10 protein-coding genes are annotated in these 15,029 nt (G+C 52.2%); 7 read left to right on the top strand and 3 right to left on the bottom strand.

Annotation, left to right across the window (positions count from 1 at the left end; translation table 11 throughout):
- Positions 1-223: 223 nt before the first annotated feature.
- The 7 genes from B9P63_RS15640 to B9P63_RS15670 all read left to right on the top strand — a co-directional run bounded on the left by B9P63_RS15640 (position 224) and on the right by B9P63_RS15670 (position 11,669).
- Entirely contained in the window at positions 224-2,086 is a 1,863-nt protein-coding gene (locus B9P63_RS15640) for a polysaccharide biosynthesis protein (protein ID WP_085310506.1), read from the top strand.
- 239 nt (positions 2,087-2,325) lie between these two features.
- Entirely contained in the window at positions 2,326-3,507 is a 1,182-nt protein-coding gene (locus tag B9P63_RS15645) for an O-antigen ligase family protein (RefSeq protein ID WP_176219179.1), read from the top strand.
- Positions 3,500-4,702, top strand: coding sequence for a sugar transferase (locus B9P63_RS15650; protein ID WP_085310509.1), 1,203 nt, complete (start codon positions 3,500-3,502; stop codon positions 4,700-4,702). Before B9P63_RS15645 ends, B9P63_RS15650 begins: the two co-directional genes overlap by 8 nt.
- Before the next feature lie 180 nt (positions 4,703-4,882).
- Positions 4,883-5,716 (top strand): ABC transporter permease, encoded by an 834-nt coding sequence (locus B9P63_RS15655; protein WP_085310511.1) that lies wholly within the window; start codon positions 4,883-4,885, stop codon positions 5,714-5,716.
- Between the two features lie 13 nt (positions 5,717-5,729).
- Entirely contained in the window at positions 5,730-7,127 is a 1,398-nt protein-coding gene (locus B9P63_RS15660; RefSeq protein WP_217806521.1) for an ABC transporter ATP-binding protein, read from the top strand.
- A complete protein-coding gene (locus B9P63_RS15665) occupies positions 7,124-10,852 on the top strand; it encodes a glycosyltransferase (RefSeq protein WP_085310515.1) in 3,729 nt (1,242 codons plus the stop codon). The genes B9P63_RS15660 and B9P63_RS15665 overlap by 4 nt, the downstream gene beginning before the upstream one ends.
- 73 nt (positions 10,853-10,925) lie before the next feature.
- On the top strand, positions 10,926-11,669 hold the full coding sequence (locus B9P63_RS15670) for a class I SAM-dependent methyltransferase (protein ID WP_085310517.1): 744 nt from the start codon (positions 10,926-10,928) through the stop codon (positions 11,667-11,669).
- 7 nt (positions 11,670-11,676) lie between these two features.
- Here B9P63_RS15670 and B9P63_RS15675 read toward each other — a convergent pair whose 3' ends face one another.
- From B9P63_RS15675 to B9P63_RS15685, 3 genes are read right to left on the bottom strand one after another with little or no spacing between them, the layout of a single operon-like run.
- Positions 11,677-12,048 (bottom strand): GtrA family protein, encoded by a 372-nt coding sequence (locus tag B9P63_RS15675; protein WP_085310519.1) that lies wholly within the window; start codon positions 12,046-12,048, stop codon positions 11,677-11,679.
- Positions 12,048-12,950: a class I SAM-dependent methyltransferase gene (locus B9P63_RS15680; RefSeq protein ID WP_245830717.1), complete on the bottom strand. Its 903-nt coding sequence runs from the start codon at positions 12,948-12,950 to the stop codon at positions 12,048-12,050. Before B9P63_RS15680 ends, B9P63_RS15675 begins: the two co-directional genes overlap by 1 nt.
- 55 nt (positions 12,951-13,005) lie before the next feature.
- Entirely contained in the window at positions 13,006-14,838 is a 1,833-nt protein-coding gene (locus B9P63_RS15685) for a hypothetical protein (RefSeq protein WP_217806522.1), read from the bottom strand.
- Between the last annotated feature and the right edge of the window lie 191 nt (positions 14,839-15,029).

The raw sequence follows: 15,029 nt of genomic DNA on the forward strand, positions 1-15,029 counted from the left end.
GGCGAAGCTTTGAAGAAAGCGATTTGAGCACATCAAAAGCAAGCATGTATAGAGATTATTCTGGAGCGCTTATTTACCTCGAAAGAGGCCATGATCATCACTGAAAACCATACTCTATAATGAAACGATCTGTGTGATTGTAACATAGCCCGGTTTTGGTTAATGACGTTATCTATCCATCTACTTTTGGTTCTGTATTCCTTTCCTAGATTGTAGCTTCCTTATGGAACAATTGATCAGAGATATGACGCGCCAGGGTAAAGTCATTTTATGGCTGGCGGTTGATGCGTGTCTAGTGCCGGTAGCGCTTTATGCGGCTTTTGCGCTGCGCCTTGGCACGCCCTCTACGTTTCCAATGATGCAATCGGCTTGGGCGTTGTTTCCGCTTTTGGTGGTGGGAGGTGTGGCGGTGTTTTACGTGCTTGGCTTACCGCGCATCAAGCTGCACTCGTTTGATGCCTATGCCATGCGGCGCATCGGCATGGCGGCGCTGATGCTGACGGGCGCGGCGATGATCCTCAGCTATCTCTTTGATCTTTGGGCACCGCGCTCTGTGCCGTTGATTTTTGGTGCGATCTTTTTTGGCGCTGCTGTTGTGATGCGCCTTTTGGGCCTTGCGCTGTTGCAGGCGGTTCTGGGGCGCCTCGGCAATGCGGTGCCGGTTGCTGTCTACGGTGCGGGGGCGGCGGGGATTCAACTGGCCTCGGCACTGCGTCAATCTAACGAGGTGAAACCTGTCGTTTTCGTCGATGATAATCCTGCGCTCTGGGGTCTGTTGATTTCCGGTCTTCAGGTGAAAAACCCCAAAGAGCTTGCAGGGCTTGCAGCGTCTGGAAAAATTGCACGTGTGCTTTTGGCGATGCCCTCGATCAGCCGCACACGCCAAAGTAAGCTGGTGGTGCAACTCTCCGAGTTAAATTGCGATGTGCAGGTCATGCCATCTTATGCCGATCTGGTCGTGGGTAAAGGTCTGACAGAGACGACGACTCCCGTTGCCCCTGATGCTCTACTTGGGCGCGACAAGGTTGATCTGGATATTCCTGACGTAGCCAAGGCCTATGCAGGGCGCGCGGTGATGGTAACTGGAGCTGGGGGATCAATCGGCTCCGAGCTGTGCCGTCAGCTTCTCGATATCAAACCAAGCCATATCGTGCTTTTCGAGCGTTCTGAATTCGAACTCTACAAGATCGACAATGAATTGCGCGCGCTGGCCGAGGCGGTAGGCATCAAAGTCACCACGCGCCTTGGCTCGGTTGTGGATGCGCGCCGTGTGCGCGAGGTATTGACAGAGACGGGCGCAGAAATTGTGATCCATGCGGCGGCCTATAAACACGTGCCGCTGGTGGAGGAAAATGAGCTAGAGGGCGCGCGCAACAATGTGCTGGGTACGCAAGTCGTTGCCGAAGCGGCGCATGCTGCTGGGGTTGAACGCTTTATTCTGATTTCCACGGATAAGGCGGTGCGGCCTACAAACATCATGGGTGCCACCAAGCGCCTTGCCGAACTGGTGGTGCAGGATTTGCAGACCCGCTCCGAGGGCACGAAGTTTTCCATGGTGCGCTTTGGTAATGTTTTGGGCAGCTCCGGCTCGGTTTTACCGTTGTTCGAAAAACAGATCCGGCGCGGCGGCCCTGTGACGGTGACCCACCCTGAAGTCACGCGGTTTTTCATGACTATACCTGAGGCCGCGCGTTTGGTTTTGTTGGCGGGGGCCTATGCGACGGGGGGCGATGTGTTCGTGCTCGATATGGGCAAGCCCATGAAGATACTAGACATTGCGCGGCGCATGATCGCGCTTTCGGGGCGCAAGGTGCTGGAGAACGGAGAGGGTGATATCGAGATCAAAATCACCGGTCTACGCCCGGGCGAGAAGCTTTATGAAGAACTGCTGATTGATGATGCGAGCCTTTGCGGCACGCCGCACAGTAAAATCCTGCGCGCTGAGGAAGCGATGCTAAGCCAGATCGAAATCGCCGCAATGTTGCGTGAATTGAACAAAGCGCTTGAGGCTGGCGACACTCCGGCTTTGCGTGCATTGATAGCCGCGCGCGTTGACGGTTATCATCAACTACAAAACTTTCTTTGAAAGTTCACCATATCAAATGAATATCAGCTCCTCTTCTGGTAAGAAGTTGGTCGAAGCGCAGACCTTGAGCCAGTGGCGATTACCTTTGGTGACGTGTCTGTTTTGTTTCAGAGCAAAATGCTGGATGCTTAGACCCCAAATCAAGCGGAAACGGCCTATCTATCTCTATTATGTCCCTAGCAAGAACTGGTCTTTCTGACCCGAAGCCAATATCATTGCTTTCTAGATTAGGTGTTCTTATGGCAATCGCTTCTATTCTCCTTCTTTTGGGGCTGTTCCCAGCTTTCTTCCTGTTCGTACTGCAATTAATTTTGGTAATTATGCTGGGCGACCTCCTGTGGCGCGCACGCCATATTACGGGTGAAAACGTGCGCGCACTTTTGACATGGAGTAATGCAGCAGTCTGGCAATTTACGATCTTCTTTTTGATCAATGCCTATGCCTTTGATCTATTGCCCGGGAGCCCGCCTAAGCTGCGTACTGTGGCGCTTGAGTCCTGGATTGGGACATTTTCTAGCTCGCTTGTATTGATGCTGTGGTTGCAGATACAGAACCCAAGCGTTTTAAAAAACGCCATCCTGCGCTGGCTGCCAGTGGGACTTATGGCCTCATTCTCGATTGCGACCTATTTCTACATATTTTCTTATCCTGGCCAACGGATACAGGTTTTTACACCTAATCCATTGATTCCTCCGTTTTGGTTTTTGGTTTTTACCCTGATCAGCTTTTGTTGGTTTGATCAAATGAGCCAAGCGCAAAAATGCATTCGGCTTACCTTGTTTGTGTTTGCGGGGATTATGATTGTATATGCGTCGGCGCGCTTCTTGATGCTGGCCTGGTTGGTTGCGGCAGTCGTATTAGCGATTTATGTTATTTTCCTTTCACCTCGGCATTTACGTTCGCAGCAAATGCGGTTTCTTGCGGTGGGAGGGATGCTGGTTGTTGGGGGCGTTTTGATGACGGATTTTTTGGCAGGAGGGTTGATGATAGCACGGTTTGAGAATCTTCTTGAAGTCCGCTCTGATTCTGCGCGTTGGCAGGTGGAATTACCGCGATTGCTGATATGGCCAGCGGCTTGGTCGATTACGCAAGAAAACTGGTTGTTGGGGATAGGGCAGGCAAACGAGCGCACCGCTCTGGCAGCTCAGATAGGATGGGACCGTTGGTTGCGTGCGCATCACGCCTATCTATCTTATCTTATTTCTGGAGGCGTGCTCGCATTGATTTCTGGTCTTTTTTTTCAAGCCCCAATCTTGCGTTTACTGCACCCTACGCACCTTCGCGCAATGATGCCTGCTTTTATAGGTTTGGGAGTTGTTATTACACTAAATGCCTTTACAGAGTCAGTTTTTCAATCTGTTGTGGCCGTACAGGCTTATATATTGGCCAGCTTGATTACTTTGCGTGCAGCGAATGGGTAAGCAGATTATAATCACAGGTGCCTCTGGCTTTTTAGGGAAGCAACTTGTTCCTTTGCTGGAACAGGCCGGCCATGCGCTACTCTTGAGCGGGCGCGACCTTGTGCGATTGCAGCAGCTTTTCCCGGGGCGGAAAGTTTGCTCGATAGATAAAATTAGTGTGGTGGCTAAAGGCTTCGACGCGCTTTTGCACCTAGCGGTGCGCAACAATGATCAACCTGGAACAGAGGCAGAATTTATGGCCGCTAACCATGATCATTTGAGCGCCATTTTGAAGAGTGCGCGCATAGCCGGCGTTGGCATGCTGATTTACCCCGCCAGTCTGCATGCCGAGCCCCAAGCGCCTACACCCTATGGGCGCAGCAAGTTTTCTGCTGAACAAATGCTGGCGCAACTTGCGGATATGAATGTGCAACTACTGCGTCTTCCAGCTGTTTATGGCAGTTCTTATCAAGGTCGCTTGTCACAGCTCAATAAGCTTCCCAGTGCTCTTCGCCCGCTTGCGCGACAAGCACTGGCCTGCCTAAAGCCTGTTGTGCATGTTAGCGTGCTTGCGCAGGCGATTGAGCGCGCTCTTAGTTCGTCCCAAAGCGGCGAGCAACTGGTGACGGATGATAATGCGCGCAATCCGTTTTACCGCGTTAGCAAGCGGGTGCTGGATCTGGGTTTCGCGGGTTTTGTTGTGCTCGTGCTGTGGTGGCTTTTACTTGGTGTCTGGGTCGCAGTGCGCCTGACATCATCGGGGCCGGGTATTTTTGCCCAAGAGCGGTTGGGAAAGCATCAACGCCCGTTTACCTGTTACAAATTCCGCACCATGCAATCAGGTACGAAGCAGGCTGGCACTCATGAGATATCGCAAGCCTCTGTGACTAAAATTGGTCATATTTTGCGGCGCACCAAAATCGATGAACTGCCGCAGGTATGGAATATTCTGAAAGGCGAGTTGAGCCTTGTGGGTCCGCGTCCCAACTTGCCTGTGCAGTTGGAATTGAGTGCTGCACGCGCGCGGTGCGGCGTTTATGATATACTTCCGGGGGTCACTGGTTTGGGGCAGGTGCAAGGCGTGGATATGAGCGATCCGGAAAAACTTGCGCGGCTTGATGGCACTTATGTTAAAACACAGACGCTGATATTGGATGTGAAAATCATTCTGGCTACAGCGCTCGGTCGAGGAATGGGCGATCGCACGGCGCAATAACTCAAGCTGGATACTGGTTGATATGAAGCGCCGCGTTGCGGCGATCCTGTTTTGCATATATGCGCGGAATTATCTGTGCTGCATGGGCCTGAGCAGTGGGCGAGAATGGGTGACAGGTGTTATTGGATTGAAACGTAATAGAGCACGATTAACGCAAAGCACTTGTATCGAGACAGACTTATGAACCCGCACAGCCCCCATCCAAGTTCGCCCGGCGCGCTGCTTGGCTCGCTTCGCACCTACCGCGAATTGATCTACAAACTTGCGCGCATGGATGTTTCGAGCCGTTATAAAGGCTCGTTTCTCGGGCTTGGCTGGTCCTTCTTCAATCCGATCCTGATGCTCGCGGTTTATACATTTGTGTTCTCTTTCGTGTTCAATGCGCGCTGGGGGGAGAGCACCAGTGGCAGCCGCAGCGAATTTGCGCTGGTTCTGTTTGCCGGTCTTCTAGTACACGGTTTCTTTGCAGAAATTCTGAACCGCGCTCCCGCGCTGATCCTGAACAATGCCAACTACGTCAAAAAAGTTATTTTCCCGCTGGAAATCCTGCCGATCTCGTCCTTGCTCGCAGCGGTGTTTCATACAGGGATCAGCGTTGTGGTGCTGGTGATCGCTTTTCTTGCGCTCAATGGGTTTTTGCACTGGACTGCGATATTCGGTCCTGTAGTGATGCTGCCACTTGCGATTTTCTCGCTCGGCTGTGCCTGGTTTCTTGCCTCGCTCGGGGTCTATGTGCGCGATATAGGTCAAACGATTGGCCTGCTTACGACGGTTTTGTTGTTCATGTCGCCTGTGTTTTATCCGATGTCGATCCTGCCTGAGGCGATGCAATGGGTGATGCTGCTCTGCAATCCGCTGACCTTTATCATCGAGCAAGCCCGCGCCGTGATGGTTTTTGGCCAACTGCCCGATTGGGGCGGATTGGCGCTTTATACGGCGGTGAGTCTGCTCTTCATGTGGGCTGGTTTTTGGTTCTTCCAGCGCACACGAAAAGGGTTTGGCGATGTGCTCTAAGCAGATAAAAACGGTGCCGAGCACCAAACTTGAAAACCCTGGCGATGTGGCTATCCGTGTCACAGGGTTGGGCAAAACCTATAAAATTCATGACGCGCCCTCTGATCGCTTGAAAGAGATGCTTATAGCGCCGCTACGCCGCCGTTTGGGGCTGCGCGAAAAAAGCTACAGCCGCACGTTCAAAGCGCTTCAAGATGTGAGTTTCGAGCTGCGCAAAGGCGAGACAACAGGGATCATCGGGCGCAACGGGTCGGGCAAGTCAACGCTGCTACAGATTATTTGCGGCACCCTCGCGCCAAGCGAAGGCACAGTTGAGGTAAATGGCCGCGTGGCTGCGCTTTTGGAGTTGGGGTCAGGCTTTAATCCGGATTTCACTGGGCGCGAGAACGTCTATATGAACGGCGCCATCCTGGGGCTGAGCGAAGCTGAAATCGACGCTAAATTTGCCTCGATCCATGCGTTCTCCGAAATCGGTGATTTCATCGAGCGCCCGGTCAAGACTTATTCTAGCGGTATGATGGTGCGCCTGGCCTTTGCGGTAATTGCCCATGTGGACGCAGACATTTTGGTGGTTGATGAGGCCCTCAGCGTGGGGGATGCGTTTTTTGTCCAGAAATGCATGCGGTTTTTACGCAAATTCATGGAAACGGGAACAGTGCTTTTTGTCAGTCATGACACGGGCGCAGTGATCAACTTGTGCAATTACGCTGTCTGGCTTGAAGCCGGCAAGATGATGGGGCAAGGCAGTCCTAAGGGTCTGTCCGAAGCTTATCTGGAAAAGCAATATGAGAGCATGCAGGACGTTGTGCGCAAACAAACTAGCGCCAGTGACCTTGATGCGGAGCGCCCCGGCAAGGAGCAAAGCCACTTCTCCCCGGCCGTGCGCGATATGCGCGCTGATCTGATTGCGGGCAGCACTCTGCGCAACGATCTTGAAGTCTTTGCCTTTGATGAAACTGCCACGGGTTTTGGTGCTGGGGGCGCGCATGTGGACAAGGCGCAGATGTGCGATGCTAATGGTGCGCCACTGTCGTGGATTGTAGGCGGCGAAGCGGTGCAACTGCATGTGCAGTGCAGTGCAAGCGCTGATCTGCGCAGCCCGATTGTCGGCTTTATCCTGCGTGACAGGCTGGGCCAGACGCTATTTGGCGACAACACCTATCTGAGCCACCACGACAAACCTATTGCAGTGGCTAAGGGTGCGCAATTTGCCGCGCGATTTGATTTTCAGATGCCGCTGTTGCCGCAAGGTGATTACACACTGTCACTGGCTGTCGCGGACGGCACGCAAGACGAGCACGTCCAACATTACTGGCTGCATGATGCTATCAACTTCAAATCCCACGCCAGTTCTGTCAGCACAGGGCTTGTCGGTGTGCCGATGCAAAATATCCGATTGGAGACCAGATGACCCAGTCTGCCAAAGTCGCGTCTTTAAACTTTACAGGTGAGCGTTACACGCCTGAAATTACTGGCAACATCTACCTTGAGCATATGCATCGTTACTCTGTGCTCAAAGATATGGTGACTGGTCAGCGCGTGCTCGATATCGCCAGCGGCGAGGGGTTTGGCAGCTATCATATGGCGCAGTTTGCGCGATCTGTCACAGGCGTGGACATCTCGCAAGAGGCCGTTGCTCATGCGCAGCTGCGCTATCAGCGAGACAATTTGAGCTTTAAGACAGGCAGTTGTTCGGCAATTCCCATGGACAAGGCTAGCGTCGATGTAGTGGTCAGTTTTGAGACTATCGAGCATCACGATGAGCACGTGCAAATGATGGCCGAAATCCGCCGCGTGCTCAAACCTGGCGGCGTTTTGATTATTTCGAGTCCGGACAAACACGAATACAGCGACGTGCCAGGCACTTCGAATCCCTATCACGTCAAGGAACTTTATCGCGACGAATTCACCGCGCTGCTGGATGCCAATTTCAAACACAAGGCGCTTTACGGCCAGCGTGTTATCTTTGGCTCGGCGCTCTTTGCGGAAGGGTTTGACAGTGCGGTTTATACTCAGGACAGCACAAGCCAGCAGATCACCGACGGACTGCTACGCCCGCTTTATCTGGTCGCCGTGGCATCAGATAAACCGCTCAAAATCCTGCCTCGGAGTAGTTTTTTTGAGCAAGAGGTTTTGAACAGCGAAGTTGTGAACAACCAGTTCCGTGCACTGCATGTAGAACATGCTCTGACTTTACAGAACAAAGATATTGAGCTGGAAAAAACGCGACGTGAAGTTTACGATCAGGGCGAGCAGATCAATGCAATGATCGGCTCTATATCCTGGCGCGTTACACGTCCTTTGCGCGCGGTGCGCCGCCTCATGGCGGGGGATTTCAGCGCGGTGCGCCGGGTGTTTCATGCGCTGCCAAACGGTGTGAAAAAACCGGCCCTCTTTGTGAGAGGACGCATACAGCGGATGCGTCAGGGGGTCTTTGTGTCTCCTGCCAATACGCGCGCGTTCAATGATCTCATGCGCCAGCCAGCAGAGGTCATAACGGGCCCGGGCGCAATGTGCGCGTGCCTTGATGATGCTGCATTGCCAGATGTGGACATCAGCGCCGTTACCCATAATTCGAGTAAATGGCTGGCAGAGTTCACCGAGGCGCTCAAGGCACTAGATTATCCTGTAGGCAAAATGCATATCTGTTTTGTCGACAATGCCTCCAGTGATGATACGCCCGCGCGTATCCGCGACGCAGTGGCCGATTTGAAAAATGCTGGATTTGATGCGCAGCTGATCGAGCAAGGCAATGTGGGCTTTGGCGGTGGTCACGACACAGGTATCAAAGCAGGCAGTAGCAATTTTGCACTGGTCAGCAACGTGGATCTGACCTTTGAACCTGATGCGCTGCGCCGTATTGTCAGTCATGCGTTTAGTGATGTGCCGGAGGCCGCTGCATGGGAAATGCGGCAAAAGCCCTACGAGCATCCCAAAGTCTATGACCCACTCACAGGGACAACCAATTGGAACGCCCATGCCTGCGTGCTGCTACGGCGCAGCGCCTTTGATGCTGTGGGTGGCTACAGTCCTGATCTGTTCATGTATGGTGAGGACGTGGAATTGTCCTATCGCCTGCGTGCAGAGGGTTTCGTGCTACGCTACAATCCGCATGCGGTGGTCTATCACTACACCTATGAAAGCGCTGCCGAGGTGAAACCGATCCAGTTTACTGGCTCGACCTTCGCCAATCTGTATATCCGTCTGCGGTATGGCACATGGCGCGATATTGTGGTGGTACCCGGCATGGCGCTTTGGCTGATTGTGTCGAAAGAACGCTTTGCCGGTGCGCGCCTGAAGAACCTGCGCAACATGGGCAAGCTGCTGCTCAAGGTGCCGGCGGCGCTAAAGTATAATCTCACCCATAAAACCACAGCGGCCTTCCCGTTTTCGGGCTGGGATTATGATCTGGTGCGCCGTGGCCCCTTTCATGAAGGCGTGCCTTTGCCAGAAGAGATGCCAAAGGTTACGATCATCACCCGCAGTTACAAAGGGCGCGAGGCGCTTTTGCGGCAGGCCATGACATCGGTCGCCAATCAGACCTATCCAAATATCGAGCATATTGTGACAGAAGATCGCGGTAAAACGCTGGCCCATGTTGTTGCCGATTTCGACGCGACCACCTCCTATGATGTGATCCATGTTACGGGTAATAAAGTCGGGCGTTCGGACGCGGGCAATCTGGCATTGGAGCGCGCCAGTGGCGCATATTGCATCTTTCTGGATGATGATGATCAGTTCTATTGCGATCATATTGAAACGCTTGTTACAGCGGTTTTGAACGACCCTGATGTGCGCGCCGCCTATAGCCTTGCCTTTGATGTGCCGGGCAAGCGCCTGACCGAAACGGGTGTTGAATTCGCGCTTGACCTGCCAAGTACCCATGCCTTTATGGTAGCCGAGCTTGATGCAGATGCGATGAAAACCCGCAATTACCTGCCCATTCAGGCGGTGCTGTTCGAAACTGGCCTGTATCATGAGCGCGGCGGATTTGATGATGATCTGGATATGCTTGAGGACTGGGCGCTTTGGCAGAAATACAGCCACCGTGTGCTGTTCGCCTATGTGCCCAAAACCACGTCCTTTTACCGCACACCGCTTCATGCGCAGGACTATGCCTCGCGGATGGAGACACTCAACTCGAGTTACGATACGATTGTCGGACGCATGAACATATGGCGCGATGAATGGGACAAAGCAAATATGATCAATCTTAGCGATAGGATCAAACGCCGCTTGGGGCTGATCGAGAAACAGATGAGCCAGACCACGGTACAAAGCAAACCTGTTCTGGAACAAGAGACTGAGATTGATCTGCTCTTTCCCATTGGCCACTTCTATTCTCCTATCGCCGATCCTGTCGATATTGCTGCGCGCAAAGAAAGCATTTTTGCGCGCAAGGAAAACAATGTGGGCATTGATTTTGATGAGAACGCCCAACTGGCGCTTCTGCCGCATCTCAAGAAGCATGTGGACACGATTGACTACCCGCTCAAAGATCCAGGAGACGGGCTGACGTATTTCTACGAGAACGATCAGTATCCTGTGCTGGATGCCGAATTCCTTTACGCGGCGTTGAACTACTTCAAGCCTAAGAACATGATTGAGATCGGCAGCGGGTATTCTTCCTTGATCACTGCCGATGTGAATCGCCGGATTTTTAAAGGTGGGCTGAATTTCACCTGTATCGAGCCTTTTCCACGTCAGTTCCTGATCAACGGGGTCGATGGCATCACTCAACTCGAAATTTCTAAGGTCGAGGATTTGCCACTGTCGTATTTCGATCAGCTTGGCGCAGGCGATATCCTGTTTATCGATTCCTCGCATGTCTCCAAAGTGGGCAGTGATGTGAATTACCTGTTCTTTGAGGTAGTGCCGCGTCTCAAGCCCGGGGTGATCGTGCATGTGCATGATATTTTTCTGCCTGACGAATACCCCGAAAGCTGGGCGCTAGATCAGAACCGCAATTGGAACGAGCAGTATGTGCTGCACGCCTTCTTGCAGTTCAATAGCCAGTGGAAGGTCCTTTGGGCCGCGCATTTGATGGGCTCGCGTCATACAACCGCCGTGCAGGAAACCTTCCCGCGCTACCCCGAACTGGGTGGCGGGGGCAGTCTTTGGATGCAGCGGGTCTAGCATAGGGATAGGCTTGGTGGCATAAACACAGAAAAAGCCAATAATTTATTTAGTATATAAGTCAGGTGATTAAATGAGCGAAGTGACGAAACCTATCCCTGTGCAACCCCCGAGCAGAAACAGGTTCCTGTTTGCCCTACGCTGTATCTTTGATGTGCAACTTGGCTCGATCGTGACGCATCTCAAGCCATATATGACTCAAAGCAAAGGGCGCTTGCTAGATGTGGGTGCGGGTCAGATGCCGTGGCTGGACTGGATAAACAGCGACACCGATTATGTTGGGCTGGACGTCGAGGCCGCCGAGAGTTTCGGCATGTCTCACAGTGACAAAATCACCTATTACGATGGTAATTTATTCCCCTTCAAGAACAATTCGTTCGATCGCTGCATTTGTATTGAAGTGCTGGAACACACTCTTGATCCGGACCTGTTGCTAAGTGAAATTTTTCGTGTTCTGAAGCCGGGCGGTTCTGTCATGCTCACGGTGCCGTGGTCGGCAAGACGCCATCACACACCGCATGATTTCCAACGCTTCACCCTTGAAGCGCTGACCTATAAATTTGATGCGAGCGGATTTAGCAAAATCGACGTGGCCGATCGCGGCACAGAACTTGGGGTGATCGCCAATAAAACGATGGTTCTCTGCGTCAGATTGCTGACATCGGGCAGCCTTCTCAAGCGCATGGTCTCCTTGCCGCTATCCCTGTTTTCGGGCCTGGTGTGCTGTGTGTTTTTAGCGGCCTACAGCTTGCAGAAATGGACAAAGCCTAAGCGCTCGTTTGATCCTTTGGGCTATGCGATCACGGCTGAAAAATAAGCTGGCCTCATCCGACAAACACCCATTTGGTAAAGATAAAATACGAGAACAGTGCGATAAGTGGCGTGACGATAAGCTGCGCCAGTATCGGCTCTGGAACCAGCGCCATCATCATCAAAAGCGCGGCGTAATTGATTGAAATGATGAAGGCATAGACAAGCATAAAAGTTGGAATTTTTCGAACTGACAGATCGCCAAAAGTGATCGTGCTATGGGTTAGAAAATTGAATGCTGCACCCAAAGAGGCTCCGATGATAAGGGCCACCAGAATGGACGCACCAAAGAACACAGCAGCCGAAAAACAGACCCAGCCGAACAACGAATTCAGTACGCCCGAAAATATGAACCTGAAAAATTGCAGCTTTCTGGAGCGCCACATCACTTTTCGCGAAATCCAGACGAAATCATATTTCCTACATTTGCAGAAAGTTTGACGTTCCCGAGAGAGGTGATGTTCAACAGCGAAATCAGGCTTTTTTTCACAAAGTTAGGCAGCGGCGTAAGGCGCATCCAGTATGAAATATTGTATCTGTTTTTGAAACTCTCGATGGAAATATCGACCAAGCTTTCGTGCTCCATCATATAGAGCATACTTTTCTTGGAGAAAATCTGCATGTGCTCGATGTCGATGATCGGAGAGCGTTTGCCCAACATACGGTTCACGAAGCTGCGATAATCATGGGTGATGAAAACTACCGCGCCACCTGAGCGCAGCAAACGGTGTGACGCGGCCAGAATCTCTTGCGGATTCCTGACATGCTCCATGGTCATGAAGCAGCAGATCAGATCAAAGCTTTTAGATTCAAAATCGGATTCCACGAAAATGTTTTCGATGATCCATTCTTTGCGGTGCTCGGGAGCCGCTGCGATGGCCGCAGGCGAAGGTTCAACCCCGACAACCTTGTCAAAGCCCTCTTGCTTCAGGTGATCGAGCAGAATTCCAGTGCCTGTCCCAATTTCCAACGCCGCGCCCTTTTGGGGCAGCTTTGCCAGGATCGGCTTCATCGCCTGAATATAGGTGATCGCGGCATCATTGGCTTCGTCATTGCTGTCAAATTCAGACTGGTGATAAGCCTCGGCCAGTTCTTCTTGGGCAACAGGATCTTCCACATAGACCAGATCACAGGTGTTGCACTGCACAAGGCGGTGACACATGAATTCCGGGTTCTTGCGCGAGGCATAGCTGAACGAGGAAAGCTTCTCGTGATCAATGTTTTCTTTCAGGAACTCGGTCGCATCAGAAGAGCTGGATTTGCAGATTGGGCATTGTAAATTTTTCATAACATTCACTTCAATTTTAAGGCGCACAGGGCAGGAAAGCAGATATAAATGCTCCTCATTGTACCACAGGGTCCAGCGTGGGCGAGTATCTGATGGCCGCATAGGTTCCGAACACCAATTTTTCTGTTTGCTCATACACAGTGGCGTAATCGTCGACAATTGAGGTAAGCGCAAAGGTGTCGCTGATCACGATCCAACCTGCGCGATCGAGCCGTGCCAACGCATTGCGAAGATATTGCTGGCGCTCTTGCGAGGTGGCGAAATATGCGGTCGACACCGGATGAATTCCCGACCAGGGGCCAAAGCCTGACTGGGCCTCAATCAGCATATGGGCATCAAAAATCTCTGCTGGCTCGCCCCGCACATCGCGAATGTAATCAAGCGCCTCCCTTAGATCGTTTTGCTGCTGCTCTAGGATCTCTTCTGCCTCGAGGCTTTGCAGCTTCATGAACTGCGCCACATTATCCGGGTTTTGATAGCTCATAAGCGTCGTCAGCGCCGTGCCTTGATGGGCAAAATATCCAGCCGTATCTCGAGCATTTTGATAATATCCCCAGCCAAATATGCCCGACCAGCCAATCAGAGCGGCCAATAGTACGGCTGCAAGTTGCTGCACCGCCCAAGCGGTTTGCATCGTACGGATCGCAACAAGCAAGATTGCAAAATAGGGCAGCAGGTTCAGAATGTTGTTGCTGTGGCTGCGGCCCAGAAAATAGGTGAAAGTCACGATTGCAAATAACATCGCAATCCAGGAGGCCAGCGCCGAGCCATCTGTGGCCTCTTCGTTGCGCATGGCCCAAAGGGCAATAAACCAAAGGCCAAAACACCCCAGCGCGAACCAGATGCTCGCCATGTAATCAACCGGCAAAGCGCCCGGAGGGTTTCGCAATGACGCCGTATACATCCGCCAGAGCGGTACTTCCCCGGACAACAGCCAGAACACAAATACGAACCCTGTAAGTGTGGCCAGCAATATGGCCACTAAAAGAGCAACCTGATTGAAGAACACCCGTGCAGAGCGCGGGTGCGGGCCGTAAAAAACGCTGCTCCAAACGAAGAATGGTCCCCACATAAATGTGGTGTGAACCGCCGCTTCTGGCGACCAGAGCAGACCGAATATCCAAAACAGATGCCCGGGGATTCTAATGCTACGCACGGTAGGGTCGTTTGGCTTGCATAAAGCGGTATGAACCAGAAAGCACATCATCAGCGTCGCAGGCAAGAACCGCATCCCTGATGTAGACGGTGTCGCAACAGGCGAAAGAAGGCTTGGCGGATACATGGTCCATCCGAACGCACAGATTGAAATACAAATCAAAAGCGCGACTGAAGCTGGCAGGGATGACTGCCGGCTCAAGATTAGCGTTGCGTAGGCAAGCGCAGTAAAGAAGGCGATGGTAAAGACCACATTCAGCCAGTAAAATCCGCTCCAGCAATCCAGAACACCGCAGCTTAACGCGATTAGGCTTGTCGGGCCGAAGCCGTATTGCGCCGGTATATCATGCAAAGGGTATACCCCTTCGCGCATAAGCTCTGCTGGACCGATATATGCTGCCCAATGATGCCAGGTCGTGAGCAAGGTATCATCCAGAATGAGCCCTTTGTAGGGAACAAAAGCACATGCTAGCGCAACAAACACCGCAAGCAAGGACCATTCGGTGCGGCCCATCGCGCGATGGGTTTGGACTGTTTCGCTATTAGCAGACCAGTTTTTATATGGCCAGCAAAGCATCAGATAGGCCACGCCCGTCAAGGTCACGATGCGCAAGCTTTCGATGGTGCTGAGTGAAATGTGATACCCGCTTGTACGCCACCATGCCAGATACGAGGCAAGAAACGCACCCGCCAAAAAAAGCAAAACATGCGCCGCGTGCTTTTCGCCCTTCACTAGTGCGATTAGAATCCCTGCGCCAAGCGCGCTTACTGAAAATACCGCGCTTATTCTGAAATAAAGCAGGCCGCATAATAGCACAATAAACGCCAGTGTTATGTACCAGAGGACGGGCATAGGACGTGCGCGCACTTTTGATGGCGTGCTCGCGGTGCTCCAAGCTTTAGTGTAAAGTGGGATGCAAAATG

The sequence above is a fragment of the Planktotalea arctica genome, assembly GCF_002105285.1.
Classification (GTDB): domain Bacteria; phylum Pseudomonadota; class Alphaproteobacteria; order Rhodobacterales; family Rhodobacteraceae; genus Planktotalea; species Planktotalea arctica.

What these genes read in the sequence shown, in the direction of transcription:
- B9P63_RS15645 (WP_176219179.1), top strand. Translation starts at nt 2,326, where the DNA reads ATGGCAATCGCTTCTATTCTCCTTCTTTTGGGGCTGTTCCCAGCTTTC.
- B9P63_RS15670 (WP_085310517.1), top strand. Translation starts at nt 10,926, where the DNA reads ATGAGCGAAGTGACGAAACCTATCCCTGTGCAACCCCCGAGCAGAAAC.
- B9P63_RS15650 (WP_085310509.1), top strand. Translation starts at nt 3,500, where the DNA reads ATGGGTAAGCAGATTATAATCACAGGTGCCTCTGGCTTTTTAGGGAAG.
- B9P63_RS15640 (WP_085310506.1), top strand. Translation starts at nt 224, where the DNA reads ATGGAACAATTGATCAGAGATATGACGCGCCAGGGTAAAGTCATTTTA.
- B9P63_RS15655 (WP_085310511.1), top strand. Translation starts at nt 4,883, where the DNA reads ATGAACCCGCACAGCCCCCATCCAAGTTCGCCCGGCGCGCTGCTTGGC.
- B9P63_RS15680 (WP_245830717.1), bottom strand. Translation starts at nt 12,950, where the DNA reads ATGAAAAATTTACAATGCCCAATCTGCAAATCCAGCTCTTCTGATGCG.
- B9P63_RS15675 (WP_085310519.1), bottom strand. Translation starts at nt 12,048, where the DNA reads ATGTGGCGCTCCAGAAAGCTGCAATTTTTCAGGTTCATATTTTCGGGC.
- B9P63_RS15665 (WP_085310515.1), top strand. Translation starts at nt 7,124, where the DNA reads ATGACCCAGTCTGCCAAAGTCGCGTCTTTAAACTTTACAGGTGAGCGT.